General features: G+C 35.8%; 16 protein-coding genes. 15 read left to right on the top strand and 1 reads right to left on the bottom strand.

Annotated features, from left to right (window positions below; all coding sequences use genetic code 11):
* Positions 1-3: 3 nt before the first annotated feature.
* The 14 genes from ACFSSE_RS06510 (at position 4) to ACFSSE_RS06445 (ending at position 22,998) form a co-directional block, all read left to right on the top strand.
* Entirely contained in the window at positions 4-828 is an 825-nt protein-coding gene (locus ACFSSE_RS06510; protein WP_379042731.1) for a transketolase, read from the top strand.
* Between the two features lie 2 nt (positions 829-830).
* Positions 831-1,802: a transketolase family protein gene (locus tag ACFSSE_RS06505; protein ID WP_379042728.1), complete on the top strand. Its 972-nt coding sequence runs from the start codon at positions 831-833 to the stop codon at positions 1,800-1,802.
* A 128-nt stretch (positions 1,803-1,930) separates the two neighbouring features.
* Positions 1,931-2,878, top strand: a complete 948-nt coding sequence (locus ACFSSE_RS06500) for a D-ribose ABC transporter substrate-binding protein (RefSeq protein WP_379042725.1) — start codon at positions 1,931-1,933, stop codon at positions 2,876-2,878.
* Between the two features lie 28 nt (positions 2,879-2,906).
* On the top strand, positions 2,907-3,530 hold the full coding sequence (locus ACFSSE_RS06495; protein WP_379042723.1) for a DUF2291 domain-containing protein: 624 nt from the start codon (positions 2,907-2,909) through the stop codon (positions 3,528-3,530).
* A 1-nt stretch (position 3,531) separates the two neighbouring features.
* Positions 3,532-5,016, top strand: coding sequence for a sugar ABC transporter ATP-binding protein (locus ACFSSE_RS06490; protein ID WP_379042720.1), 1,485 nt, complete (start codon positions 3,532-3,534; stop codon positions 5,014-5,016).
* Between the two features lie 31 nt (positions 5,017-5,047).
* Complete coding sequence (locus ACFSSE_RS06485; protein WP_379042717.1) at positions 5,048-6,022, top strand: ABC transporter permease; 975 nt, start codon at positions 5,048-5,050, stop codon at positions 6,020-6,022.
* A gap of 4 nt (positions 6,023-6,026) precedes the next feature.
* On the top strand, positions 6,027-7,505 hold the full coding sequence (locus ACFSSE_RS06480; protein WP_379042714.1) for an FGGY family carbohydrate kinase: 1,479 nt from the start codon (positions 6,027-6,029) through the stop codon (positions 7,503-7,505).
* 137 nt (positions 7,506-7,642) lie between these two features.
* The gene (locus tag ACFSSE_RS06475) at positions 7,643-8,998 is read left to right on the top strand and encodes an MGH1-like glycoside hydrolase domain-containing protein (RefSeq protein WP_379042711.1); all 1,356 of its coding nucleotides are present in this window, start codon (positions 7,643-7,645) and stop codon (positions 8,996-8,998) included.
* 287 nt (positions 8,999-9,285) lie between these two features.
* Positions 9,286-10,194, top strand: coding sequence for an IS982 family transposase (locus tag ACFSSE_RS06470; RefSeq protein WP_379042708.1), 909 nt, complete (start codon positions 9,286-9,288; stop codon positions 10,192-10,194).
* Between the two features lie 1,012 nt (positions 10,195-11,206).
* Positions 11,207-14,449, top strand: a complete 3,243-nt coding sequence (locus tag ACFSSE_RS06465) for a SusC/RagA family TonB-linked outer membrane protein (protein WP_379042705.1) — start codon at positions 11,207-11,209, stop codon at positions 14,447-14,449.
* A 38-nt stretch (positions 14,450-14,487) separates the two neighbouring features.
* A complete protein-coding gene (locus tag ACFSSE_RS06460) occupies positions 14,488-16,416 on the top strand; it encodes a RagB/SusD family nutrient uptake outer membrane protein (protein WP_379042702.1) in 1,929 nt (642 codons plus the stop codon).
* 272 nt (positions 16,417-16,688) lie between these two features.
* The gene (locus tag ACFSSE_RS06455; RefSeq protein ID WP_379100815.1) at positions 16,689-18,593 is read left to right on the top strand and encodes a hypothetical protein; all 1,905 of its coding nucleotides are present in this window, start codon (positions 16,689-16,691) and stop codon (positions 18,591-18,593) included.
* 911 nt (positions 18,594-19,504) lie between these two features.
* On the top strand, positions 19,505-20,770 hold the full coding sequence (locus ACFSSE_RS06450) for a glycoside hydrolase family 28 protein (protein WP_379100812.1): 1,266 nt from the start codon (positions 19,505-19,507) through the stop codon (positions 20,768-20,770).
* Between the two features lie 20 nt (positions 20,771-20,790).
* On the top strand, positions 20,791-22,998 hold the full coding sequence (locus tag ACFSSE_RS06445) for an alpha-L-rhamnosidase-related protein (RefSeq protein WP_379042693.1): 2,208 nt from the start codon (positions 20,791-20,793) through the stop codon (positions 22,996-22,998).
* A 66-nt stretch (positions 22,999-23,064) separates the two neighbouring features.
* Here the strand turns inward: ACFSSE_RS06445 and ACFSSE_RS06440 are convergent, their stop codons facing one another.
* A complete protein-coding gene (locus ACFSSE_RS06440) occupies positions 23,065-23,841 on the bottom strand; it encodes an IclR family transcriptional regulator (RefSeq protein WP_379042690.1) in 777 nt (258 codons plus the stop codon).
* A gap of 304 nt (positions 23,842-24,145) precedes the next feature.
* Between ACFSSE_RS06440 and ACFSSE_RS06435 the strand changes: the two genes are divergently transcribed.
* Entirely contained in the window at positions 24,146-26,869 is a 2,724-nt protein-coding gene (locus ACFSSE_RS06435; protein ID WP_379042687.1) for a family 78 glycoside hydrolase catalytic domain, read from the top strand.
* Positions 26,870-26,872: the final 3 nt, after the last annotated feature.

Here is a 26,872-nt window from a genome sequence, read left to right as displayed (position 1 = left end):
GAAATGACAGGTAAGGAGCTGAAAAAAAAATCTATACAATATAGAAAAAGTATTTTAAAATACATTGTAGGTGCAAAAGCAGGTCATACTGGTGGTAGTTTATCATGTGTCGATATTTTAAGTGTATTGTATAATCAGGTATTAAATGTTTCACCAGAAACTTTTAAGTCGCCAGACAGAGATCGATATATTCAAAGTAAAGGTCACTGCGTGGAAGCTTTGTTTGTTACTTTGGCCGATCAAGGTTATTTTCCTGAATCTGATTTAGAAACTTTATGTCAATATCAATCGCACTATATTGGGCATCCAACTAAAAAGGTAAACGGAGTAGAGCAAAATACGGGTGCTTTAGGTCATGGTTTGCCAATTGCTGTGGGTACAGCTATAGCCGCCAAATTAGATGATAAAGCTTACCGGGTTTTTACTCTTTTGGGCGATGGTGAATTGCCAGAGGGTTCAAATTGGGAGGCTGCCTTAGTAGCATCCCAATATGGTTTGGATAACCTCTGTGCTATAATCGATAACAATAAACTTCAAATTACAGGTAGTAATGTAGAAGTCTGCAATACAGACCCCATTGATGGGAAATTTAAAAATTTTGGTTGGGCAGTAAAAGAAGTAGATGGGCATGATGAGGAAGCTTTAAAAGCAGTTTTTTCCTCTATGCCGTTTGAAAAAGGAAAACCAAATTTAATTATTGCACATACCGTAAAAGGTAAAGGGGTAAGTTTCATGGAAAATAGTGTGAAATGGCACCACGGTGTACCCGATGCAAAACAGTATGAAGATGCAATTGATGAACTGAATAAAAAACTTGAAGCTATTTAAAATTGGGAGAGATCATACAAAATACAAGTGAAAATGCAAAAGCTAATCAGGACGTTTTTGCAACCACTCTTCTAGAACTGGCTCTGGCAGATAAGAACATTGTTGCCGTTACCAGTGATTCCAGAGGTTCGGGGAAGTTGGTGAAATACGGAGAAACGTTGCCCAAACAGATTATTGAAGTAGGCATTGCCGAACAGAATTTAGTAGGGGTAGCAGCGGGTTTAGCATCCGCAGGAAAAAAAGCATTTGCTGTATCTCCAGCGTGTTTTTTAACAGCCCGAGCTTTAGAGCAAATTAAAAACGACGTGGCTTACTCAGATAATCCGGTACGTTTAGTGGGGATTAGTGCTGGCGTAAGTTATGGCGCTTTAGGCACAACACATCACAGTTTACACGATTATGCAGTTTTGAGGGCCATCAATAACATCACTATTGTGGCTCCTGCTGATAATTTTGAAACCCGAGAAGCAGTCATATTGGCGGTACTGCAAAATAAACCTATTTACCTACGTTTCGGTAAAAAACCAATGCCATTACTGACCGAGAATCCAAATGTCACTTTTGAGTTCGGCAAAGGAAGGGTAATAAGAGAAGGTGCTGATGTTGCCATTATTGCCAACGGCGAATTGGTTTATCCAGCTTTACAAGCGGCTCAAAAATTAGAAAAGGAATTCGGAGTTTTTGCAACAGTAGTGAGTATGCATACCATTAAACCTTTGGATAGCCAATTGATTTTAGCGTTGGCGGAGCAAACCCAAGCAATAATTACCATAGAAGAACACATGGTACATGGTGGTTTGGGAGAGGCTTGTGCGGCATTATTGCTCCAGAATGGGTATAAAAAACCCTTTAAAATTATGGGAATACCTGATGAATATACCGTTACAGGATCTCAGGTAGAAATATTTAAACATTACGGCTTAGATACAGAAGGAATTGCTGCGGCCGTAAATGAATTGCTTGTTATCCAATAATTGGGGAGAATTATTACGTAACGAAGAGGTGAAAACCTAAACGGAAAGATAGAACGAGTCTTTCTGTAAATTTGATTAAATCAAATCTTGCTAAGCTGCTAAGCAAAGCAAGCTAAACCAATATATAAATGAAACCTAAAAAGAATTGGAGTTTACTGCTGTTGCTGTTGCTTTTATTAAATTTTGGCTGTAAAAGCCGGAACGATAACCACGAAAAAAAAATTGCGATTCTAGTTTCCAGCCTCAATAACCCCTGGTTTGTTTTTCTGGCCGAAAGTGCAGCAGCTCATGCAAAATCTTTGGGTTACGAATCCAAGGTTTTCGATTCACAAAACAATACCGCCATTGAGGCCGATAATTTCGAGAATGCAATCGCTTCGGGATATAGTGCTATTTTATTGAATCCAACAGATGCTGATGGTTCGGTAGCTAATGTTTTAAAAGCCAAAAATGCTGATATTCCTGTTTTTTGCATGGATAGAGAAGTAAATTCTAACGAGGCGGCTACCTCTCAAATTTTATCCGACAGCTACTCTGGCTGTGTAGATCTAGGGAAATATTTTGTAAAAAGTACAAATGCCGTAGGTAAATATGTAGAGCTTTTGGGCATTGTTGCTGATAATAATACTTGGGCCAGATCTAAAGGTTTCCATAGCGTGGTGGATTATTATCCTGGGTTGAAAATGGTGGCTCAGCAAACTGCAGATTTTGATAGAAATAAAGGCTTAGAAGTAATGGAATCCATTTTACAAGCGCATCCAGATATTGATGCTGTTTTCTGTGGCAATGATGCGATGGCCATGGGCGCTTACCAAGCGTTGGTTTCTGCCGGCAAAGCCGATAAAGTAAAAGTTGTAGGATTTGATGGGGCAGGTGATGCCATCCAAGGAATAAAAGATGGCAAAATTCTAGCCACTGCAATGCAGTTCCCTAAAATGATGGCTCAAACCGCTGTAGAATATGCCGATGCTTATTTTAACGGGAAAAGAGATTTTCCTCAAAAAATACAAATAGGAGTGGAGGTAGTAACCGCTGCCAATATTGATAATTATATTGCTTATGGAAAAAAGGATTAAAGTCTTTGTTAAATTGACGTTTTAGAACATGAGAAAGAAAATCGGTAAATATATTGCAGCAATTGTATTGTGTGTTTTTATAGGCTACAATTCGGTGTACTTTAAATCACTAAGTAAATATAAAGAAGAATCTGCTGGCAAAACCTTCGATGCGGTGGCTTATGCAAAAACCTATCTGAATAAGGAGTTATTGCCTTCCATAGGCAAATATCCCAATGTCGATACCTTGTTGATGCAATTAATATCCAACCCGAAAGAAGCTTTTAAAGCACATTCCCATGCTTTGTCTATCGGAAATATTCGTTTTTTTATGGTTAAAGGAACAGGCGAAATTACTTCGGTAAAAGACCATGAAGTGATACTGAAAACCTCGGATAATAAAAATTTAAGAATTGCTACCGAATTTGTTTTTGGAAATGCTTTACGCGATGCCTCTGGGGAAATTAAAGTTGAAGATTTTACCAATAGCATGGATTTGAACAATGTATCTGCTGAGGTGAATAAGTTGGTTCGTAAGGAAGTGCTGCCGTCCTTTAAGGGCAAAGTTAAAGTAGGCGATAAAGTTGCTTTTGCCGGCGCTTTTGAGATCAACCAAGAGTATATTAATTTAAAAGATATTGAAATTATTCCGGTTAAATTAACTATTCAATAGCATGTTACAAGCATCTCGTATTACTAAAAAATTTGCTGGAGTTAGTGCATTAAACGAGGTGAGCTTGCATTTAGCAGCCGGCAAAGTTACGGCCATCATTGGCGAGAATGGTGCTGGAAAATCTACCCTTATGAAAATTCTTTCTGGCGTTTACAGCGATTATGAAGGAGATTTGGTTTATAAAGGCGAAGTAATACGTTTTAAAAATACACGTGATGCGCAACAAGTTGGGATAGCAATCATTCATCAAGAACTTAATTTAATACCTTATTTAAGCATTACCGAAAACTTATTTTTGGGAAGAGAACTCAAAAATAGTTTGGGAATGTTAGATAAAAAAGCCATGAAAATCAGGGCTGTGGAACTGTTGAAAAAACTAAAGTTAGTAGTAAGTCCCGATACCCACATTTCCGATTTGAAAGTTGGTCAGCAGCAAGTTGTAGAAATTGCGAAAGCATTGTTATATGATGCGGAAGTGATCATCATGGACGAGCCAACTTCTGCCATCAGTGAAAACGAAGTGGAAGTTTTGCATGGGATAATCAATGAGCTAAGGGCTGAAAATAAAGCCATTGTTTATATCTCGCATAAGTTGAAGGAGCTGTTTAAAATTGCTGATTGTTACACCGTTTTACGTGATGGAAAAACTATCGAAAGTGGCGAAATGGCCAGTATGACATATGATAGTTTGATCCATAAAATGGTGGGGCGTGAACTGGATAAAAATTTAAATCAAAGATCATTAAGTACTGCACCAGTTTTATTAAAGGTGAATGATTTATGCTTGAATAAAATACTGAAAAATATTTCTTTTGAACTGAAAGCAGGAGAAGTTTTAGGTGTTTTTGGCTTGATGGGAGCGGGACGTACAGAACTGATGGAAAGCTTGATGGGCGAGCATAAAAGCATGCAAGGCGCTGTTGTTTTAGAAAATCAGGAAGTGAACTTCAAATCACCAGGCGATGCCATTAGAGGCGGAATTGTTTTGGTGCCGGAAGACAGGAAAAAGCATGGTTTAGTATTAGGCTTAGATGTGAAAACCAATATTTCTTTAAGCTGCTTAAAGCTTATTAAAAATAATGCAGGTTTCTTAAAAGAAAAATCAGAAATAGCCTTAGCTAAAAAATACATTACTTCACTCAAAATCAAAACACCTTCCGAAAATCAATTGGTTAAAAACCTAAGTGGAGGAAATCAGCAAAAAATTGTGATCGCCAAGTGCATGGCTACTGCTCCCAAAGTTTTAATGCTAGACGAACCCACCCGTGGGATAGATATTAACGCTAAAACTGAAATTTATAAGTTAATTTCTGAACTGGCTGCAGCCGGATTGGGAATTATTATGGTATCGTCTGAATTACCTGAAATTTTAGCTATATCCGACCGGGTTTTGGTGATGTCTGAAGGACGTGTTACTGCCGAATTTGAAACCATTCATGCCACGGAAGATCAAATTTTAAAAGCCGCTATAGCGGATAGTATTTAAATCATCATAAAATTAGAAAGCATTAAAATTTATGAATATCGCAACCTATAAACCTCAATTAGTAAAATTTCAATCGCTCATTGCTCTGATATTACTTTGTGTGGGTATTGCATTAATGTCGGACAAGTTTTTAACCGTTGATAATACCTGGAATGTCATGCGGCAGATTTCTGTTAACATTTGCATTTCTGTTGGGATGACTTTGATCGTATTAACAGCCGGTATAGATTTATCAGTAGGGTCTATTTTGGCACTTTGCGGCGCAGTTACGGCAGGCTTGCTCAAGTTCGGTATCGAAATGCCTTCACAGGATTTGTTTATCGGTTTCACCATTTTTGGAGCTATCATCATAGGTTTAGCAGTTGGCGCCTTGTTAGGTGCTTTTAACGGATGGACAATTACTCGATTCAAAGTGCCTCCTTTTGTAGCTACTTTAGCCATGTTAACGATAGCCAGAGGTTTAACCATGTTGTGGACCAAAGGATTTCCCATCTCTAATTTGGGCGAAAATTTCGCTTTTATTGGTACTGGGTGGTTTCTAGGTATTCCATTACCAGTTTGGATATCGGGTATGGTAGTTATTATTGCCGTTATCATTACTAAAAAAACAGCTTTAGGAAGGTATATTTACGCTATCGGTGGTAACGAAAATGCTTCCAGATTATCAGGAATTAACATCAACAAAGTAAAGGTAATCGTTTATGCCATTGCAGGAGGGCTAGCTGCTGTGGGTGGGGTTATGGTTACTTCCAGATTGGATTCTGCCCAGCCCAATGCTGGGATTAGTTACGAATTGGACTCGATTGCAGCCGTTGTTATTGGTGGTACTTCGTTGTCGGGTGGCAGAGGTTCAATTATGGGAACAGTTTTAGGTGCTATTATTATTGGCGTTTTAAATAACGGATTGGTCTTGTTAAATGTTTCGCCTTTTTGGCAACAAGTTGTAAAAGGAGGCGTGATATTGTTAGCTGTAATTATTGATAAAGCGAATTCAAAAAACGACTAATCTGATGGGTAAAAGGTATATTCTCTCTATCGACCAAGGCACAAGCGGCACTAAAACTTTAATTTTTGATGCAAATGGAGAAGTTGTTGCAAAAGCAACCAAATCTTTAAAAACCCATTATGGTGAAGACGGTTTTGTGGAGCAAAACCCAGAAGAAATCTATGCAAATGCATTAGCCTCCGTAAAAGATTGTTTAACTGAATTTGAGAAAGCAGGTGGTGATATTACCAAAATTGCATCATGCGGAATCAGTAACCAACGGGAAACATTTGTAGTTTTTGATAAAAACGGCAAACCTTTATACAATGCCGTAGTTTGGCAATGCAAACGATCGATAGCTATTTGTAATCAGCTTAAATCCGATGGATTAGAACCCTTAATTACAGAGCGGACAGGTTTAATTATCGACCCCTATTTTTCGGGAACAAAATTAGTTTGGTTATATCAAAATGTAGAAAAAGTCAAACACGCTATTGATGCTGGCGAAGCTTATTTTGGTACTGTTGATACTTGGTTACTTTATAAATTGACAAATGGAGAACAGTATTTAACTGATCATACCAATGCTTCTCGAACTCTTTTTTTTAATCTGAAAACCTTAAGCTGGGATCAGGAAATTTTAACAGCACTCGGATTAGCTAATCTAAATCTGCCGAAAATCAAACCTTCATCTGCCGACTATGGTTTAACCACTATAAACGGTTTATTTAATGAACCTCTTAAAGTTTCAGCCATGATTGGTGATTCGCATGCGGCAGCATTTGGTGAAGGTTGTTTTTCATCTGGGACGGCAAAAGCTACTTTAGGCACAGGTTGTTCCGTGTTAATGAATATCGGCGAAAGCCCAAAAGTTTCAAACAAAGGCATGATGACCACCATTTGTTGGAGCATGGAAGGTCGAGTTGATTATGCTTTAGAAGGTGTTATTGTTTCTTGCGGATCGACGATAGAATGGTTAAAAAACGAATTAGGATTATTTAAAAATAGCATCGAAACAGAAACGATGGCTCAAGCTGTCTCAAATAATAATGGGGTTTATCTAATTCCCGCGTTTAGTGGTTTGGGCGCACCTTATTGGGATATGAACCGTAAAGCCGAAATTGTGGGCTTAAACTTCAATTGTAATAGAAACCATATCGTAAGGGCAGCTTTAGAATCCGTTGCTTTTCAGCTAAAAGATGTGATTTTAGCGATGGAAGAAGATGCAGGAGTTACCTTGTCAATGTTGATGGTAAACGGAGGAATGTCTGCCAATCAATTCCTGATTCAGTTAATTTCTGATACCCTTCAATGCACCATAGGGAAAGGAAACAATCCCGATGTTTCTGCATTAGGAGCTGGACTGCTAGCAGGTTTGCATGTGGGTGTATATCCAGATTTGGATAGCATATCGCAAATAAGGAGCAACTTCAGAAGTTTTAAACCTGATGAAAGTGCGAGCGAAAAATATCATCAAGAGTGGTTGGGATATGTGAATAGTTAAGTTTTAAATAAATGCTAAAAGCAAAATGCACAAAGCTAAAAGCCAAAAACCTAATAAAGGCTATTATATTCGGTTTATGTGTAATTAATTATTGGACGCTATTTAATACAATATCTTGATCATTTTATAGAGTACTTATGAAATCTAATATTTTCTTGTTTCTGATTCTTTTGAACGGAACGGCTATGGCTCAAATACCTGATAGCATCCAGAGATATTCCAGTTTAATCCAAAAGAATATTTATTTAGATTACAAGGGGATGTTCAGAGAACCAATTGGGGCATTAAAATATCCATTTATAACACCCGGTAGTAATTCTTACGCAAATGATCTTTGGGATTGGGATTCCTGGTTAAGTAATGTCGCTTTAAGACAAATTTTATTGAATATAGGAACCGATAAGGAAAAAGAAAACGCAAAAATATATGAACAAGGTTGTATTCTCAATTACCTACATTATACGGGTTTTGATGGTTATATGCCTATTCTTATTTCAAGCAAATCTGTTGTTGCCGATTTAAAGCCTGCAAATATTTATATCACCAACATGCACAAGCCGGTAATTGCTCAGCATGCCGCTTTTTTAACGCAGATAAATAATGGAGATGCCAAATGGCTTAAAGAGAAATTTAGCCTCATGCAAGCTTTTCTCACCAATTACAAAACCCATCACAAGGATAAAGCTACCGACTTATATTTCTGGCAGGATGATTTGGCTATAGGAGTAGATAATGATCCAAGCACTTTTTATAGACCCGCAAGGAGCTCTGCTTCTATTTTTTTAAATTGTTTAATGTATAAAGAGTTAAATGCAATGGTTTATTTATCCAAGTGTTTAAACCTAAAAGAAACTAGTGAAGAATACCAAAAGGACGCAGAGGATTTAAAAGCAGCTATTCAAGAAAATTGTTGGGATGAGAAGGATGGTTTTTTCTATTCTGTAGATATCAATTTAAAACCGGTCACAGAGGAACAGTCGCTTATTTTTGGACAAAAATTTATTTTACACAGCGGATTTCCGCGTACTTACGATGGGATCATTCAAAGAATAGGGGTTTGGTCTGGATTTATGGCCATGTGGGCAGGAATAGCTTCGCCACAGCAAGCAAAGAGAATGGTAGATGAGAACTTAAAAGACCCACGCACCTTTAACGCACCCTACGGGATTCGTACTTTATCAAAGCTTGAGAAAATGTATAGTGTAAGAGCAAGTAGCAACCCTTCTAATTGGCTTGGGCCAATTTGGGGTGTTTCTAATTACATGGTATATAGTGGTTTAGTGAAGTATGGGTTTCAGGCAGAAGCTGAGGATATGGCTTTTAAAACAATTTCTTTATTTGGGAAAGACATTGAAAAGAATGGCGCCTTGCATGAGTATTACGAACCAGAAACTGGAGAGCCGGTTTTAAATAGAGGTTTTCAAAACTGGAATTATTTAGTAATGAACATGATTAATGGGGTAACAGGCAAACCCGTTATCAAAGAATTTTAGGTAAGGGTGTATGTTTTCTGGCTAATATGAGGTAAAATTATTAAACTTCCTCGGGGGGGCACATTTAATATTTGGTTCCCAACCATTTTAAGGCGTTATAGACTTTGATTAAAGTCGGCTTCCTATTAATAGCTAAATTGTTTCACTCTTTTAAAGAAAATACCTGCTTGAATATGTTAAACATAACGTGAGTTCGGGATAAGAAATAGTGTCAAAAAGGTAGCAAAGGGCATGATATTTGTATTTAATTAACTGACAATCAATTATTTACAACTAATCAAAACCCAATGCTTAGAGATAAAATTATAGAAATTTTTGTTAAAGTAGACGATTTCTGCAAGGAATTTGAACTTGAAATTAAAAAACACCAGCTTGATGCCGGTAATTACAAGGTAAGAGATAGAAAACCATCGCTCTCAGAAAGCGAGATTATCACCATTTTGATTACTTTTCATAGTGGTCATTTTACCAACTTGAAGCATTTCTATCTAGAGCATATTTGTATTTATTACAAAGATTATTTCCCTAGTTTAGTCTCTTATAATCGTTTTATTGAGCTACAGCAAAGAGTAGCAATCCCTATGATGATATTTCTTAAAACACATTGTTTAGGCCAATCAAGAGGTATCAATTTTATCGACTCTACTCATATTAAAGTATGCCATAACAGACGTATCCACAACCATAAAGTATTTGCCCAGGTAGCTGAAAGAGGGCAATGTTCTATCGGCTGGTTTTATGGTTTTAAACTTCATCTGATTATTAATGACAAAGGTGAAATATTGTCATTCTACTTAACAAAGGGCAATGTAGATGATAGAAACATTAAATTAATGACTGCTATGACACAGGATATATTTGGAAAATTATTCGGCGATAAAGGCTACATATCAAAAGCATTGGCAGATCTGTTATGGGGAAATGGTATTCAAATGATTACAAAACCTCGTAAAAACATGAAGGCTTTTAATATAACTCAAGAAGATAAAATTATGCTGAGAAAGAGAGCAATTATAGAATGCGTAAATGATGAATTGAAGAACATTTGCAAGCTACAACATACTCGTCATCGATCAATAAATAACTTCTTAATGAACACTATGGGAGCTTTATGCGCTTACCATTTCTTCCCTAAAAAACCTTCTCTAAATATCAAATTTGAAGAAAATAATAATCAACTGTTCTTAGCCGCTTAAACCGAACTCACGTTAAACATACATTTTTATTTATAGGTCTAATGTTTTTTGTTCGAAAATTTAATTTAGGTGCCTAGGAGTAGGGTAAGTCTTTTTAACTTGTTTTTCTAAAAGTTTTACCCAATAAATAATTTCATTTATTTTTTTAAATTTTAAGATATAAATTATTGATAATTAAGTTATTGTGTGTTATTTTCCGACTTAAAAAAAACAAATAACGTTTTCTATTTACATTTATCTTCGTAAATAATTGTTTTTTTTCTTTTTTTTTTAAAAAGTTCTTATCTTAGTTTAACCAATTATTAGTCAATGGCAACCGAAGTTATCTAATTATCTAGATTGATTGTTAATCAACTAATTAAGAGCATATTTAAAAACATGGGATTATAAAGTTTTGTTTATTGATAATGTTGAATATAATTGACTTAATGAATAAATTATTCTATAAAAATTTATATGGATGATTTTTTAGGGTAAAAATCAATCTTATAAAAATAAATTACAAAATAAATAACTAATAAACCAAAAATTATGAAACAGTATTACAATTATTACCTAACAGATTCCTTTGTGTATAAAAGTATTTATCGAGACTCTTTTGCAGAACACGGCTAATTTTCCATTTTTTTTATTCTATTATTAACACTTACAAGCCTTCAAGTTTCATGGTTCGACGCCCTTTAACACAATGTTGGGAAGCAAATAACCGAGACTTTATTTTTTTTTATTATTGAAAGTAAAATGTAGAAAGGTCACCTTCATCAGAAATGATGGAAAGTTCAGATTATGATGTGTTAATAGAACTTAAATTTATGACGAAATCTAACTGAAGCAACTTCTTGATGTAAGTTAAATATGTAGGTGTAAGCAAGAATGAAAACATTTAGTCTAAAGTCTTATAGATTAATAACGTCGCTAAAAAGGCCTCTTTCCAGAACAAGATAATTCGCTCAGGATAAATTCAACGGAAACTGGCATAACAAACAATTAATGATATTAAAATTAAAATTGTATGAATAAACTAGTAATACTTTTAAGAAATTCTTTTCCCTTGCTCATTTTGCTTGGGATATCACTACTTACACCACCTGAAGTTTTTGGTCAGGTGCAAAAAATTTCAGGTAGAGTCACTGACGAAACTGGCGGTGTGCCAGGAGTTGCCGTATCTGAAAAAGCAAAACCAACAAATAGTACCATGACCGATGCGGACGGAAAATTTGCAATTTCAGTGCCTGTTGATGCTAACCTTGTTTTTAGTTCAGTTGGTTATATCAAACGAGAAATAAAAGTTGGGGATCGTAAAATAATAAATGTGGTTCTCGAAATAGATACCAAATCGCTTGATGAAGTGATGGTTGTTGGTATTGGGTATGGTTCTGCAATATCAAGAGTTAATCTTACCGGATCTGTCTCTTCAGTTTCAGGGAAGACATTAGCAAGAGTTCCGGTATCTTCGGCAGCAGAGGCATTACAAGGTAAAGCTGCTGGTGTTCAGGTAACTATGAATGACGGCGCTCCAGGTTCAGAGATTAACATTCGTATCAGAGGAGGAACTTCGGTAACACAAAGTAACGCTCCGCTTTTTATCGTTGACGGGTTTCCTGTTGATAACATTAATGATATTCCGCCAACGGATATTCAATCCATTGATATTTTAAAAGACGCATCCTTAACAGCTATTTATGGTGCCCGTGGTGGTAATGGAGTAGTTGTGGTTACCACTAAGTCTGCTCAGGCTGGTAATTTAAAAGTTAATTTTAACCACAACACGCAGGTACGAACGCTTGCCCGTAAAATTGAGGTGATGAATCCATATGAATTCATTAAGATACAGTATGATGGTGTTGTTGGTAATACTACAAACCGTCAGCGATTTAGAGGGAATTTTGGTAACCCAGCAGATTTTTCTTTATATAAGCGATTTGAAGGGAACGATTGGCAAGATGAAATATTAGGAGGAAATCCAATAAGCCAAATGTATAACGCCACCCTTACTGGCGGTTCTCAAACAATAAAGTCTAATACTAGTGTAACCCATCATAACGAGAATGGGGTACTAATTGGTTCCGGCGTTACTCGAACCACCGTTAATACAAAGTTGAGTGCTGACGTTTCAAAGAAAGTTAGAATTTTGTTAATGCCTCGTTTTTCATACCGCCAAGACAGGGGAGCTGGTGCGGATGCTGTTGGTGGTGGTGGTCTTATTAACGTTCTTCGATACAGGCCAACAAATGGCCTCCGTGACTTTTCTTACCTTCCACCCGAAGATATTGATCCTGAAGATGAAAGATTTTTTGAATACACTAACCCAAAAGGAGACATTGATCAAAATTACGTTCGAAGAAATGGGTATGATTTTACCAATCAAGCTTCAATTGAATGGAACATCATGAAGGGCTTGACGTTTCGTACCTTAGGTTCTCAGAATATGGCCTTTAGATTTGCAGATCGCTTTTGGGGAGATTTAACCTCAAATGCAAGAAATAACCAAGGTTTGCCTTTGGCTGAACTTAGCACCGATAAACAAAATAGATATGGTTTGTCCAATACTCTAGAGTATATTGGCTCGGTAAATAAGCATAATTATACATTCCTAGTTGGGCAAGAAATCCAGAATGCAAACAGGTTTACATCATCTAATTTATCTCGTTATTTTCCAAGAGCAGTTCAACCTGAAATAGCGATAAGAAATATGGCTCTAGGAACTCCATGGACTGCAAATTCTTCCATAAGTTCACCTGAGAGATTATCTTCGTTTTTTGGACAAGCCAATTATAACTATGAACGAAAGTATCTACTTTCTTTAACCTACCGAGCTGATGGTTCTACGAAATTTGGTCCTGATAACCGATGGGGGTATTTTCCAGCAATTTCGGGCGCTTGGGTAATATCTAACGAAGACTTTATGGCCAATCAAAATGTGTTTTCATTACTTAAAATACGCCCAGCTATTGGTATGGCTGGGAATAATCGAATTACAGATGATATGTGGCGCTATCAGTACGAAGTAAATACAGGTGGAGGACCAGGGTGGGGAGAAACCAGTGAAACAGGTTTTGAATATTATGTAAATGCAGGTGGCGGTACATTTCCCAACCCTAATATTAAATGGGAAACTACGCTCACTAGAAACTTAGCCATGGACATTGAAATGTTTAATCAACGACTTACCATTACACCAGAAATATATAAGAATACTACGACTGATTTACTTTATCTCAGTAACATTCCTACTACTACAGGTTATAGGCAACAGATGCAAAATATTGGGCAAGTTACTAACCGTGGATTCGATTTGACAGTTAATGCACAAATTATTAGGAAGAAAAATGCTTATTTAAGCGGTACTTTTACCTTTGGATCTAATAAGACACGTATTGACAAGCTGAATGGAACAGAAAATACTCTTTGGATGACTTCCAACCGTTGGAGCTCATCTGATTTTGACTATTTATTACAAGTTGGTGATCAGTTAGGGCTTATCTATGGTTATGTATATGATGGGATTTACAAATTTGATGAATTTAATTTAGACGGGAGCACATGGATACCAAAACCGGGAACTGTTAATAATGATGCGCTTTTCGGTACACAACCTGGAAGACCTAAATTCAAAAACTTTGTGGATGGAGATGGTGTTGAAAATGTTGTCAATGAAAATGATAAAGTAGTAATAGGAAATACCAATCCGAAATTCAGCGGAGGTTTCAACTTGGCAGGAGGTTTAGGCAGTTTCGATTTTTCCGCGAACTTCTTTGGAATGTATGGCTTCGATGTGAATAACGCAACTCGTTATACTTTATCGTCTTTCGAAAATAACAATAATAACTATTTTAATATACTTCCTGAATTTAATGAAGACAGACGTTGGAGATATGCTGAAGATGTATTCGGTGACAGGATGGTAAATAATCTTAATTACAATGCTTTGTATCAGGAAGTTAATGCCGATGCTCAGATATTTAATCCGGTTGATATTGGTAGAAAAGTAACGCACTCTTATTTTATAGAAGACGGTTCTTTTATTCGCTTACAAGACGTTACACTGGGTTATACATTGCCTAAGAAAGCTATGAGTCGTTTAAAGATTTCGAATCTACGTGTATTTGTTAGTGCTTTTAATGTAGGGTTATGGACCAACTATACTGGATATGATCCGGAAGTTGATGTTCAAACTGGATTAACACCTGGTGTGGATTATAATCGTTATCCGAGAAGCCGAAATTTCCTTGTAGGTCTTAATCTAACTTTATAGTCAATAGTTTTACAACACAGTTCTAAATTTATATAGATATGAGAAAATATATTATAATTTTAAGTTTAGCTTTATTAGCTTTTACTTCCTGTAAGGATTATCTGGAAGTAAATTCCGACTCAAAATATGAAGATAATTATGTATTCGGAAACAAAGAGGAAATCAATAGAGTATTGACAGCTGTTTACGCTTCTTTAATGAGCAATGACACCTATGGAAATGCCTACTTTAGTACATTTGCTTTAAATAACGATGTTGAATTTACAGCCAATGGCAGTCAGCTCCGGAATGTGAATGGTGAGGATTTTAGAGCATTTGACGGTACACAAGATGCACCATCTATTCAAAGATTTTGGAATAAGCAATATGAAGGTATTGAGCGAGCCAATATCTTTATTGAGGGAGTAAAAAGCAGCTCTGTTTACAGCGAGAGCGATTTAGATATCAAACAGCAAATCGGGGAAGCTAAGGTGCTAAGAGCTATGTTTTATCACGATCTCGTTGTAATGTTTGGTGATGTACCTTTTACTACTGAGCCAGCTGTAAAACGAAATTCTCTTGTAACCCCTATTGAGGATCGAAATAAGATTTTAAGTTTTCTCATAGATGATTTAAAGAGTGCTGCTTCTGGTATGAAATACGCAGTTAACTTAAATTTCGGTGTAGAGCGGGCGTCTAAAGAGTTTTGCTATGGCATGATTGCCCGTATGGCTTTAACTCGTGGAGGTTATGCTTTATATCCTGATGGCTCGCCAGGTGTCATGAAGCGAATGCCTGATTACAAAGATTATTACCGTATTGCCATGCAATATGCCGATTCAGTTATTTCATCTGGATCGCACAGCCTTAATAAATCATATAGACGGGTTTTTATAGATCAAGTTAATAATATTGTGACTAATAATGATGATCCTATTTTTGAGATACCTTTTCTTCGACGTTCAAGTGGAAATGTTGGTAATATTACAGGAGGTGCTGTTGGCTCGGTTGAAGGGGTGACAAATCATCCTTGGGGTTCTGTTAATGGCGGAATGAGGCTTAATGCATTTTATCATTACTCATTTGATCGTAAAGATATAAGGAAAGATTATACTGTTGGTATGTGGAGTTACGATGTCAACATTGTACCGCAGGTACTCGTGGACTATAGTATGTATAATAACAAATGGTCGAAACTCTGGGCAGATCCTTCGAAAGCTTTAGGAAGCCAAACCTCTGGCAATACTGGTGTCAATTTTCCTTATATGCGCTACGCCGACATTTTATTGATGTATGCGGAAGCTGTTAATGAGGTAGAGAATGGGGTGACTGGAGCAAATGGTTTGAAAGCTATTAATGCATTCAAAGAGGTTCGTAAAAGAGCATTCTTAACTTCAGACCATTCTGAAAAAGTGGAAAATTATACCAGTGCTGCAGCGGTTTCCAAGGATGACTTTTTTATGGCTATTGTCAATGAAAGGAAATGGGAATTAGGCGGCGAAAACGTACGTTGGAAAGATTTGGTTCGATGGAATCTTTATTCGAAGGTTGTTTATGATAGTTTTAAGGAATATTACATCGTAGCTTCTTTATCAGGAGGAGACTATCTGAATGGATTTGAAAAATATGAAAAACTCCCATTCAATAAATTTTTCAGACGTATTAATAACCCAAATAATATAGATATTTATCCTAATACAGATAGTCGATTTAGAATTATTGATTTTCATAACCCATGGGAAGCTACATTGCATCCAGGACCAGGCTGGGAAATGGCTACCTTTTATAGCTGGTATGATGATGCTAACTCAATCCCCAGACCTCAGATTCTTTATTCATTCAGGGGTTTCGTGAACGCAGGCCCTGGAGGTAATTGGGAAGCTTTAAATCCTAATAATTTACCTCCTGTACGTTATATATTTCCGTTTCCTAATCAAACTATTCAAATGAGTAATGGGGTTTATAAAAACTCTTATGGTTATAATTAATGTCGTATTAAACAAAAAAAATAGATATGAAAACCAAGATTTTAATACTGAATATTGTTTTTGCAAGTTTGTTATCAGTTGTTCTTAATAGCTGCAAGAAACAACAATTTGCGATTACTGATGAGGAAGAAAACAGGTCGTTTATGGCCGTGTTTCGTACACAATCTAATACGGGTAAAGTTGGAGATCCTCTTGCCAGTCAAGTTGTTAATACAAATGACATGTATTTGGTCTGGAACGGTATCAACGAAGCAGCGGGTTACCGAATTCAAATGAAGACGCAATCCGGATCTTGGGACATTTCAAGCGATATTCTGCTGGATACTATTGTGGGGCCAAATGTTCTTAAGTTGTCCTTAATAGATTTGCAGTATTCAACCAAGCATAATTTTGCAATACAAACCCTCTCTACTCTCGGTGATGGTTACCATTCGAAATGGTACGGAAAAGGTGGTACTGCGCATGGCGATGAAAGAGCTGAATTTGAAACTGGGGAACGAACTGGTATCCCAGATGTAGTGTCCGTTTCTAGTGTTACTGAAACCACTATGCGGGTTTGGTTCGACTTAAAAGTATATGATCCTAGCCCTCCGAAACTAAATCCAAGCTTTCAACACGAAAATGGTAAATTTAAATTGGACGAAATTTTGGTACAACCAGCTTCTGTTAACAGAGATTTACCTTCTAAGAAAATTGCGCTTACACAGGCAGACCTAAACAACGGGTATGTTGATGTTGCAGGACTTACGCCAAATGCTTTATATGTTGTTAATGGTCTTAATAATGGTGTCCAAAGATATTGGGACAGGCTATACAATACCAGTATGGTACGTATGAGGGGTAAATTAGGCGAACCTATACTTATAAAACATATAGTTGATGAGACAAATACTTGGGCAAAACAGCATAATGCGTCACGCCTTGATACAATTTTAAATAATTATCTTTTCGATAATAACTTGGCAGAAGGTACTATTTTTATGCTCGAGGCTGGCAAAAACTATTACTTAGGTGGTGGTGTGGTTTTAGCGAAAGGTTTAACCGTGAAATCAAACATCCCGAATACTCAAGCAACTGTTTTTATGGGGCTTGGTTATAATGCTGCTAATACTGATGGCCTTGCTTATAATTTCGAACTTGGTCGCCGAGCACAAGCTGGTGAAATAGGTAGTATTACTGTGGGAGATGTAGTCTTCAATGACATAAATTTTGAAGCTCCTTATGCTATTAATTTTTTTAAACGTTCTCTTTTTCCAGGAAAGAATGGGTCCGGTAATTACTTTATAAATCAAAACTCAGCTGCTATGCCATTCACTTGTTCTAAACTAGAGGTTAACAATTGCAGCTTTCAAGGCATGGTTCGTGGTTGGTTTAGAACGCAAGGCTCAAATCGTCAAGTTATCGAAAATATTGTGATAACGAGATGTTTATTTCATGATACAGGTATGTTTGATATAAATGGCCGAGGCTATGCTTTACTAAACGGAGACGCAAAGTCGGAGAGAACGAATATCTTTAATAACGTAGTTATTAGAAATAACTCCTTTATTGGTATTTCCTATGATATATTGTTGCGGGAAAACGCAAATCTGTCATGGGCACCAAGCGTCGTTTGGAATGTTACTGTTGAAAATAATACTTTTTTAAATGCTTTCGCAATTACAGATAGTCGTTTTTTAATACAGCATCACAACCCACCGTCAAATAGTAAATATACAATCAAGAAAAATCTATTTATTTTGGCTAAAGCTGCTGGTGACGATAGGCCATTGTTTCAAAGTGGAATGGATATCAGGACGTATCGACCAGGTTTAAGTTTCGACATAGCTGATAATTATTCAACTTCGGCAAAATCAGCAAACAATGCGATTACCTATTATTCTGGTGCAGAAATTATGAACAGGCAACCGTTTAGTCATAACAGTCGTGGTGCTGGTTTTAATGGAGGTGCTTTGAATGTGGGTGGCTTGGAGGCTACAAGAGTATCAACCGGACCAACTCCAATTGCACCAGAAAACCTGATGATAAATCCTTTCCCTAAAGGTAAAAGGCTTGGTACTAATTGGGATCCTGAATCTCATGTTTATGACCTTAACGGGATAAGATTCAAGAGCACCCCTGAGGTCCTAAATCATCCTATTTATACAAGAGGAATTGGAGATCCCCGCTGGAGATAAACTTCAGATTATGTTCTACTTGCGAAATTAAATTGGAAAGAAAGAGTTAACATGCAATCTAAACCTGAAGCCATCTACTCAAAAGTTGAAGCTTCAGGTTTTTTTATGTTTTGATTACATCACCTACTTACAAAAGTGAGTATTATAAATGTTATTCACTATTAAATTTTTCTTCTTTTATTTTTGATTTTATTTGATTTTTTTGTTTTTTATTTTTAGGTTTAACAAATTAAACAAAGGTTTTTAATGGACTTATTTCAAAACTAAAAATAAATTATTTTTTTAGTTATTACTCAATTTTGTATAAGAAACTACTGGCATAATTTGTAATCATCCCTTAGATTGCTTTTACACATGATTAATTGGTGTTAAATAGTGTATTTATTATTGCCAAAAGCCTTGGAATTTTTTCCGGGGCTTTAAATTGACATGAAATTGGTGTTTTTAAAAAAGCAGATGGCAAAAAGTAACTGCTCTGTAAATGGATAAAGAAAGTTGGAATGGATGATGTTTTTGCTTTTAATTATGATAATACCGTAGTGTTTATTAATATCAGTGAAATAAATGGAGAAAAGGAAAAGTAACCTGCCAAAAAGCAAGAACGGTGACCAAAGATAGTTAAGGAATTTAGTTGGTACAGCATTTCTCCTCCGTGGGTATCGGAAAAATAAATAGGCTGATTTTAACAAATAAAAGGTAATTAATTTAAGAACATTATTAACTCTAGTAGTAACAAAGTTATGAATTCGAGAAAAAAAATTTTAAAAATAGCATTCAGTGCCACTTTTTTATTGTCATTATGTTTTTCTGCTATAGCCCAAAAACATAAAGTTTGGGCAAAAGGTAAACAGCCTCTAAGAGAGATAAAGCAATTGCGTAAACAGATAAAAGCACCGAAATTTCTGGATAAGGTGTACAAAGTTACGGATTTTGGTGCGATAGGAGATGGAAAAACAAAGAACTCTGAAGCTTTTAAGAAAGCGATTGAAGCGTGTAATAAAAATGGAGGGGGCAAGATAGTTGTGCCTTCAGCTGTGTTTTTAACAGGCCCTATTTATTTAAAAAGCAATGTTAATCTTCATCTGGAAGATGGAGCAACTATTCTTTTTAGTCGTAATTCTGATGATTATCCTATCGTTTTTACACGTTGGGAAGGGATGGAATGTATGAATTATTCGCCCCAAATTTACGCTTATGACGAAGAGAACATCGCTGTTACCGGTAACGGAATACTTGACGGTAATGCTGATAATAATAACTGGTGGAACTGGAATGGTAGTAAAACTTACGGATGGAAAGAAGGAATGCCAAAGCAAACACCCGCAAGAGAAGCTTTGCATCAAATGATGTATAAAGAAATTGATCCAAAAGAACGTATTTTTGGTGACGGCTATTGGTTGCGTCCTAATATGTTCCAGCCTTATAACTGTAAAAACGTGTTAATTTCTGATGTGAAGATGATCAATTCACCTATGTGGTTCATGAATCCCGTATTGTGTGAGAACGTGACCATTGAAAGGGTGAAGGTAGTTTCTCTTGGTCCAAACAACGATGGTTGTGATCCCGAATCCTGTAAAAATGTACTCATCAAAGACTGTTATTTCGATACTGGCGATGACTGTATCGCTATTAAATCAGGTCGAGATCAAGACGGCAGACGCATTGTTAGGCCAGCAGAAAATCATATCATAGAAAATTGTATGATGAAAGAAGGTCATGGTGGTGTGGTGATTGGTAGCGAAATCGCTGGCGGAGCTAGGAATATTTATGCGCTAAACAATACCATGGATAGCCCAGATTTAGACAGGGTGTTAAGGATAAAAACAAGCTCATCACGAGGCGGAATTATAGAAAATGTTTTTATGAAGGATACTAAGGTGGGTACTTATAAAGATGCTGCCATCAGATTTAATATGTTTTATGAAAAGCCAGGAAATTTTATTCCTACCATCCGTAATATTTGGGTAGAGAACCTAGAAGTTGAAAATGGGGGTAAATATGGCTTGTTGTCGGCAGCCTATGAATCATCGCCTGTACAACATGTTAAACTCGTAAATATCAACATCAAAGGGGTAGAAATCCCAATGAAGGTTGACTATGTCAAAGATATAACTTTTGATAATGTGGTTATTAACGGTAAAATAATTTCAAACAGCTCTGTAAAAGAAAATCCATAATTTCTAGGAGAGCATTAAGTATGTTAAAATCAAAATTTAACCGAAACTTTAAAGCGATGGTTTTTAAAACAAAATATATTTTGCTGTTATTTTTTTGCGCTTTATTTGCTGAAACTGCTTTAGCACAACAAAAAGCCACATGGATTTGGTATCCGGGAGATTTTGAAATTTGGTTAAGCAATAAAATGCAAGTGAGACGTACAGAGCGTGAAGCAGTATTTCCACCGCTTTGGCAATATTATAGTCCTTATGCTTTGGTAACTTTTCAAACAGAGGTAGATATTCCAGAACCAGACGAGGTCAAAATTTACTCAGAAGGACCTTTTCAATTACTTTTAGATGGTACTCAGGTTTACGGGCAACCAAAATCAATAAAAATTCCAGCCGGGAAACACAAAATTTCCTTTAAAGTATATAACCAAGAAGTGCTGCCTGCTATTTATATTAATGGCAAGTATGTGAAATCTGATGCGTCTTGGAAGGTAACTAATGAAGATAAACTTTGGATTGATGAAACTGGAAAAGCACAACAATCTGGCACACCCTGGATGCCTGTTGGTTCTTGGAATTTTGATTTACCACAGAATAAGCCTTCCGAATTTAAATTAAAAACCACACCTTGGAACGCAAAAAAAGTAGAAAAATTTGGAGCTGGAGAGTTAGTAGATTTTGGTAAAGAAACTTTTGGCTATATTAAAATTCACGGTTTAAAAGGAAAAGGTAAAATAGCACTTTATTATGGTGAATCTCGTGAGGAAGCGCTTGATTCTGCTAAATGTGAAACATTAGATCATTTATCTTTTGATGGAAACCAGCCTGAAACATATTTACACGATGGATCTAAAGCATTCCGCTACGTTCAAGTTCAAGCGGATGCAACGGTAAAATATGATTCAATTTCCATGCTTTATGAATATTTACCTTTAGAATATCGTGGGTCATTCAAATCTTCGGATGAACAATTGAATAAAATTTGGGACATATCAGCTTACACCATGCATCTAACATCTCGCGAATTTTTTATAGACGGGATTAAACGCGACCGTTGGGTTTGGTCTGGCGACGCTTATCAAAGTTATTTAATGAATTATTATTTGTTCTTTGATTCGCCTTCCGTAGAACGTACGCTGTTAGCTCTTCGTGGTAAAGAACCTGTTACGGCTCATATAAATATTATCATGGATTATTCGTTGTATTGGTTTGTTGGTGTTTACGATTACTATTTACACACAGGAGATACGAAATTCATCAAAACTTTTTATCCACGAATGAAATCATTGATGGAATTCTGCTTAAATAGAAGAAATAAAAACGGATTTCTGGAACCATTAGAAGGCGATTGGGTTTTTATTGATTGGGCGAACGGATTACCAAAAACTGGTGAGGTTAGTTTTGAACAAATGCTTTTAGCAAGAAGTTTAGAAGCTATGGCAGTGAGTGCTGAAATTGCAGGTGAAAACGAGGACCAAAAATATTATCAAAAAGTAGCTGAAGATTTAAAAACAAAATTATTTGATGTATTTTGGGATAAAAAGGAAAACGTGATGAAGCACCAGCGTATTGACGGTAAAGTGCAGGAAATTGTAACCAGGTACGCTAATATGTTCGGTATTTTTTTTAATTATTTTACTGAAGAACAAAAACAAAGTATAAAAAATAAGGTGTTGCTCAATAAAGATATTCTTCAAATCACAACACCTTACATGCGTTTTTATGAGTTGGAAGCATTGTGTGCCATGGGCGAACAGGATTATGTTTTAAAGGAAATGAAAAACTATTGGGGCGGAATGTTAAATGAAGGAGCAACTTCTTTCTGGGAAGAATACAACCCAAACAAAAAAGGTGCAGCGCATTTAGAAATGTATGGACGCCCTTATGGAAAAAGCCTTTGCCATGCTTGGGGAGCCAGTCCAATTTATTTACTTGGCAAATATTACTTAGGCGTAAAGCCGACAGCGCCGGGCTATAGCGAATATCAAGTGGAGCCAATTTTGGGTGGTTTAAAATGGATGAATGGGGAAGTGCCTACTCCAAAAGGAAAAGTTAGCGTAAAATGTACTACAAATCAAGTTAAAGTTTTATCTAATGAAGGTGTTGGGACTCTAAGAATTAAGAGTTCAAAAACACCAAAAGCGAATTATGGTAAAATTGAAAAGTTAGCAGATTATATTTATCAGTTAACTATTTTACCAAACCAAGAACTATTAGTGGACTATAAGGCTTTATAAAAAAAGAAGTGCATCTTTAAATTTAAAGATGCAGCTTCTTTTCCTAAATCTTATTGCAATAGTTTATTAAATTAAACCAATCTTCTTCTGAATCTTTTGTGCGTATTTTTTCATCGCAACTATTATTAGCTCATCCTTCTCTTTGTGAACCGCAGTTTTAGTATGTAACCTAGATATGGTTAAACAAGCATTAACTCCTGTCTTTTCATTCCCTACTGGTACAGAAACATCTACAATTCCATCGGCAAATTCACTTTGTTTTAAATAATAACCTTTAGCTTTAATTTGTTTTAAAGTTTCTTTAAAATCATCTTTTTGCTCAGCACTAAATTTTATATAATCATTATCTTTTTGAAGTAAAGCGCTTGCCGCCTCTGGCTTCATATAGGCTAATAGTACTTTTCCTGATGCTGTTAAAGCAACAGGAAATAAATTTCCTTCCTCAATAGAAAGAGCAATGGGCTCTGGACTTCTTGAGTGTAAAACAACCATCACCTTATCATGATAAATAATACTCATGTGGCAAGCTTCTCTTACCTCACTACTAAGCTCCTCCATTAAATATATGGCTGCAGTTCTAAGCTCGTCAATTACAGAATGTTGGTGCGATAAATGATAAAGCTTTAAAGATAATTTATATTTAGACGATACTTCATCACGAATAATATACCCCCTGTCTTCTAAGCAAACAAGCATTCTATATATCTCGTTAGAGCTTTTATTAAGACTAACAGCAATCTCCGTTTGCGATACTGGAACAGATTGTTGAGATAGGTATTCTAAGATGTCTAACCCTTTTTCTAAGGCTGGCGCTTGATATTTAGATTTCGTTTCGGTTTGCATATTACAAAAGTACAATATCGTGTGATATTTTTGGATTCAGGTTTAATATAGAAAAATCACCATTAATTCTTTTAAATATAAATGATATATTTATATTTGAATAAACCTTTAGTAAATCTGTTTTAATGTTTTCTTATATTATAATGTATTTTTTACACAAATACCGTTGTAAACCAATTAATGTTTGCTGTAATTTTAGGTAAAAACTATAAGAATCATTGGAATTTATCTAAGATTTTTGAACGAATATATCTAAAATATTAATTTTTAACGATTACTAAAGATTTGAAAATATAAACAAATCATGAAAAGAATTTTATTCTTACTGCTTTTACTTCATTGCTGTGCAGCCATATTTGCACAACAGCTAGAGGTTCATGATTTAAATGTAGAATATAAAATCAATCCAAGTGAGCTTGACGCTGTTCATCCAAACTTTTCGTGGATTATTAAATCTACTGTGAGAAACACTAAACAAACCGCTTTTCAGCTATTGGTTTCAAAGGATTTAAAATCTTTGAAAAAAAATTTTGGAACAGTTTGGGATAGTAAATGGGTTTCTACATCAAACTCTACTCATGTTAAATATAATGGTCAGGATTTGGCATCAGCCACTAAATATTTTTGGAAAGTAAGGGTTAAAGACAACCGCAATCAAGCTTCAGCATGGTCTGTACCTGCGGAGTTTATTACTGGGATTTTAAAACCAGAAGATTGGCACCAAGCATGGTGGATAACAGATGAAAGGCTTGATTATAAATTAAAAAATCCACTACCTATTGATGGTGAAAAAGATAAAATTAGTTTAAACAACCAATTGCCTCTATTCAGGAAATCGTTTAACATCGATAAGAAAGTAAAACATGCTTACGCTTTTGTGGCTGGTTTAGGGCATTTTGAGTTTTCTGTTAATGGTACAAAAATTGGCGACCATTTTTTAGATGCCGGTTGGACAAAATACAACAAAGAAGCACAATATGTAGGTTTTGATATTACTGCTCAGCTTAAAAAAGGTAAAAACGCTTTGGGCGTGATGTTAGGCAATGGCTTTTATTTTATCCCTCCAGTAAAGGGAAGGTATCGAAAGACAAAAAACATGTTCGATTTCCCTAAAATGATTTGTTTGGTGAAAATTGAATATGCGGATGGAAGTATGGCTTTTATAAAAAGCGATGAAACTTGGAAAACTAGTAAAGGACCAATCACATTCAGTAGTATTTATGGTGGCGAAGATTATGATGCTACTTTAGAACAAAAAAACTGGAACAAAGTCAATTTTGATGATGCTAACTGGAAAAATATTTTAATAACTGATGGACCTCCGAAGTTGATTGCCCAGCAACAGGAACCTTTAAAGGTATTTGAAACATTTGAAGCCAAAAAAATAGCAGAAATTTCTAAACAAAAAACCGCTTATGATTTGGGTCAGAATTTCTCAGGGATTATCTCAATTACAGTAAAAGGAAGTGCAGGAGATACCATTCGTGTTTATCCGGCAGAATTAATTAATACAGACTTTACAGCTAATCAAAAATCATCGGGCAAACCTTATTACTTTCAATACATTTTAAAAGGAAATGTTGTGGAAGAATGGCAACCTCGTTTTTCTTATTATGGTTTTAGGTATTTAGAAGTTCAAAACTTAGCTATAAATTCAGGAAATCAAGCTCAGATTATCGAATTAAAAGGATTACATACTCGAAATTCCGCAGCAAAAACGGGTTCTTTTACTTGTTCAAACCCACTTTACAATCAAACTTATGATTTAATAGATTGGGCGATAAAAAGTAACATGGCTAGTGTGCTAACCGACTGTCCACACCGCGAGAAATTAGGCTGGCTAGAGCAAGTGCATTTAATGGGCAGTTCCATCAATGCCAATTATCAAATTGCTTCTTTGTTAAATAAAGCGATGGCTGATATGAGAGCTTCGCAAACAGAAGAAGGTTTAGTGCCTGAAATTGCTCCTGAATATGTTTTTTTCAATTGGGGAGGAGATATTTTTAGAGATTCTCCAGAGTGGGGAAGCAGTTCTATCATTGTTCCTTGGTATGCTTACCAATGGTATGGAAATGAGGGAGTTTTGTATGAAAACTATCCCATGATGGTGAAATATCTAGATTATATCCAAAGCCAATCTACAGATTTTATCAATGAAAAAGGTTTGAGCGATTGGTACGATTTAGGTCCAAAAGCATCAGGCGTTTCTCAGTTAACTCCAAAGGGTGTAACAGCTACCGCAATTTGGTATTACGATTTAACACTGATGATCAAAATTGCCAAACAAATTGGTAAAACAGCAGACATGGAGAAATATCAGGCTCTAGCCGAAAAAGTAAAAAAAGCTTTTAACGATAAATTTTTTCACACCAATACTAAACAATATGCAACGGGTAGCCAAACAGCTAATGCAATGGCCATTTTTATGGGCTTAGTAAACCAAAAGGATAAGTCAGCAGTAATTGAAAACCTAATTAAAGACATAGAAAGCAGAAATAATAGTTTAACAGCAGGCGATATTGGTTTTCGTTATGTTTTACGTGTTTTGGAAGATGCGGGAAGGTCAGACATTATCGATAAAATGAACAACCGTTCTGATGTACCGGGTTATGGTTACCAAATTGCTACAGGAGCAACAGCTTTAACCGAGTCTTGGGCAGCTTTACGTGAAAACTCTAATAATCATTTAATGCTTGGACATTTAATGGAATGGTTTTATAGTGGGTTATGTGGAATTAAGCAAGCTGAAAATAGTGTGGCTTATCAAAATATTATTATTAATCCACAAACCGTAGCAAGTGTTAATCAGGCTAAAGCCGAGTTTAAATCGCCTTATGGATTTATTAAAAGTTCTTGGTCAAAGTTTGAAAATGATTTTACTATGGATGTTGAAATTCCTGTGAATTGCGATGCAGCTGTTTTTCTACCAGAAGGTAAAGCAAAAATGGACGGGCAAGCGATTAACAATAATAAAAATGGGATTAGAATTGGTTCGGGAGTTTATCATTTTAGCGTTATTACAAATTAAACC

The sequence above is a fragment of the Pedobacter alpinus genome (assembly GCF_042684645.1).
Lineage (GTDB): Bacteria > Bacteroidota > Bacteroidia > Sphingobacteriales > Sphingobacteriaceae > Pseudopedobacter > Pseudopedobacter alpinus.
The sequence above is the reverse complement of the archived record's forward strand: the minus strand, read 5'-3'. Positions and strand labels throughout refer to the sequence as shown.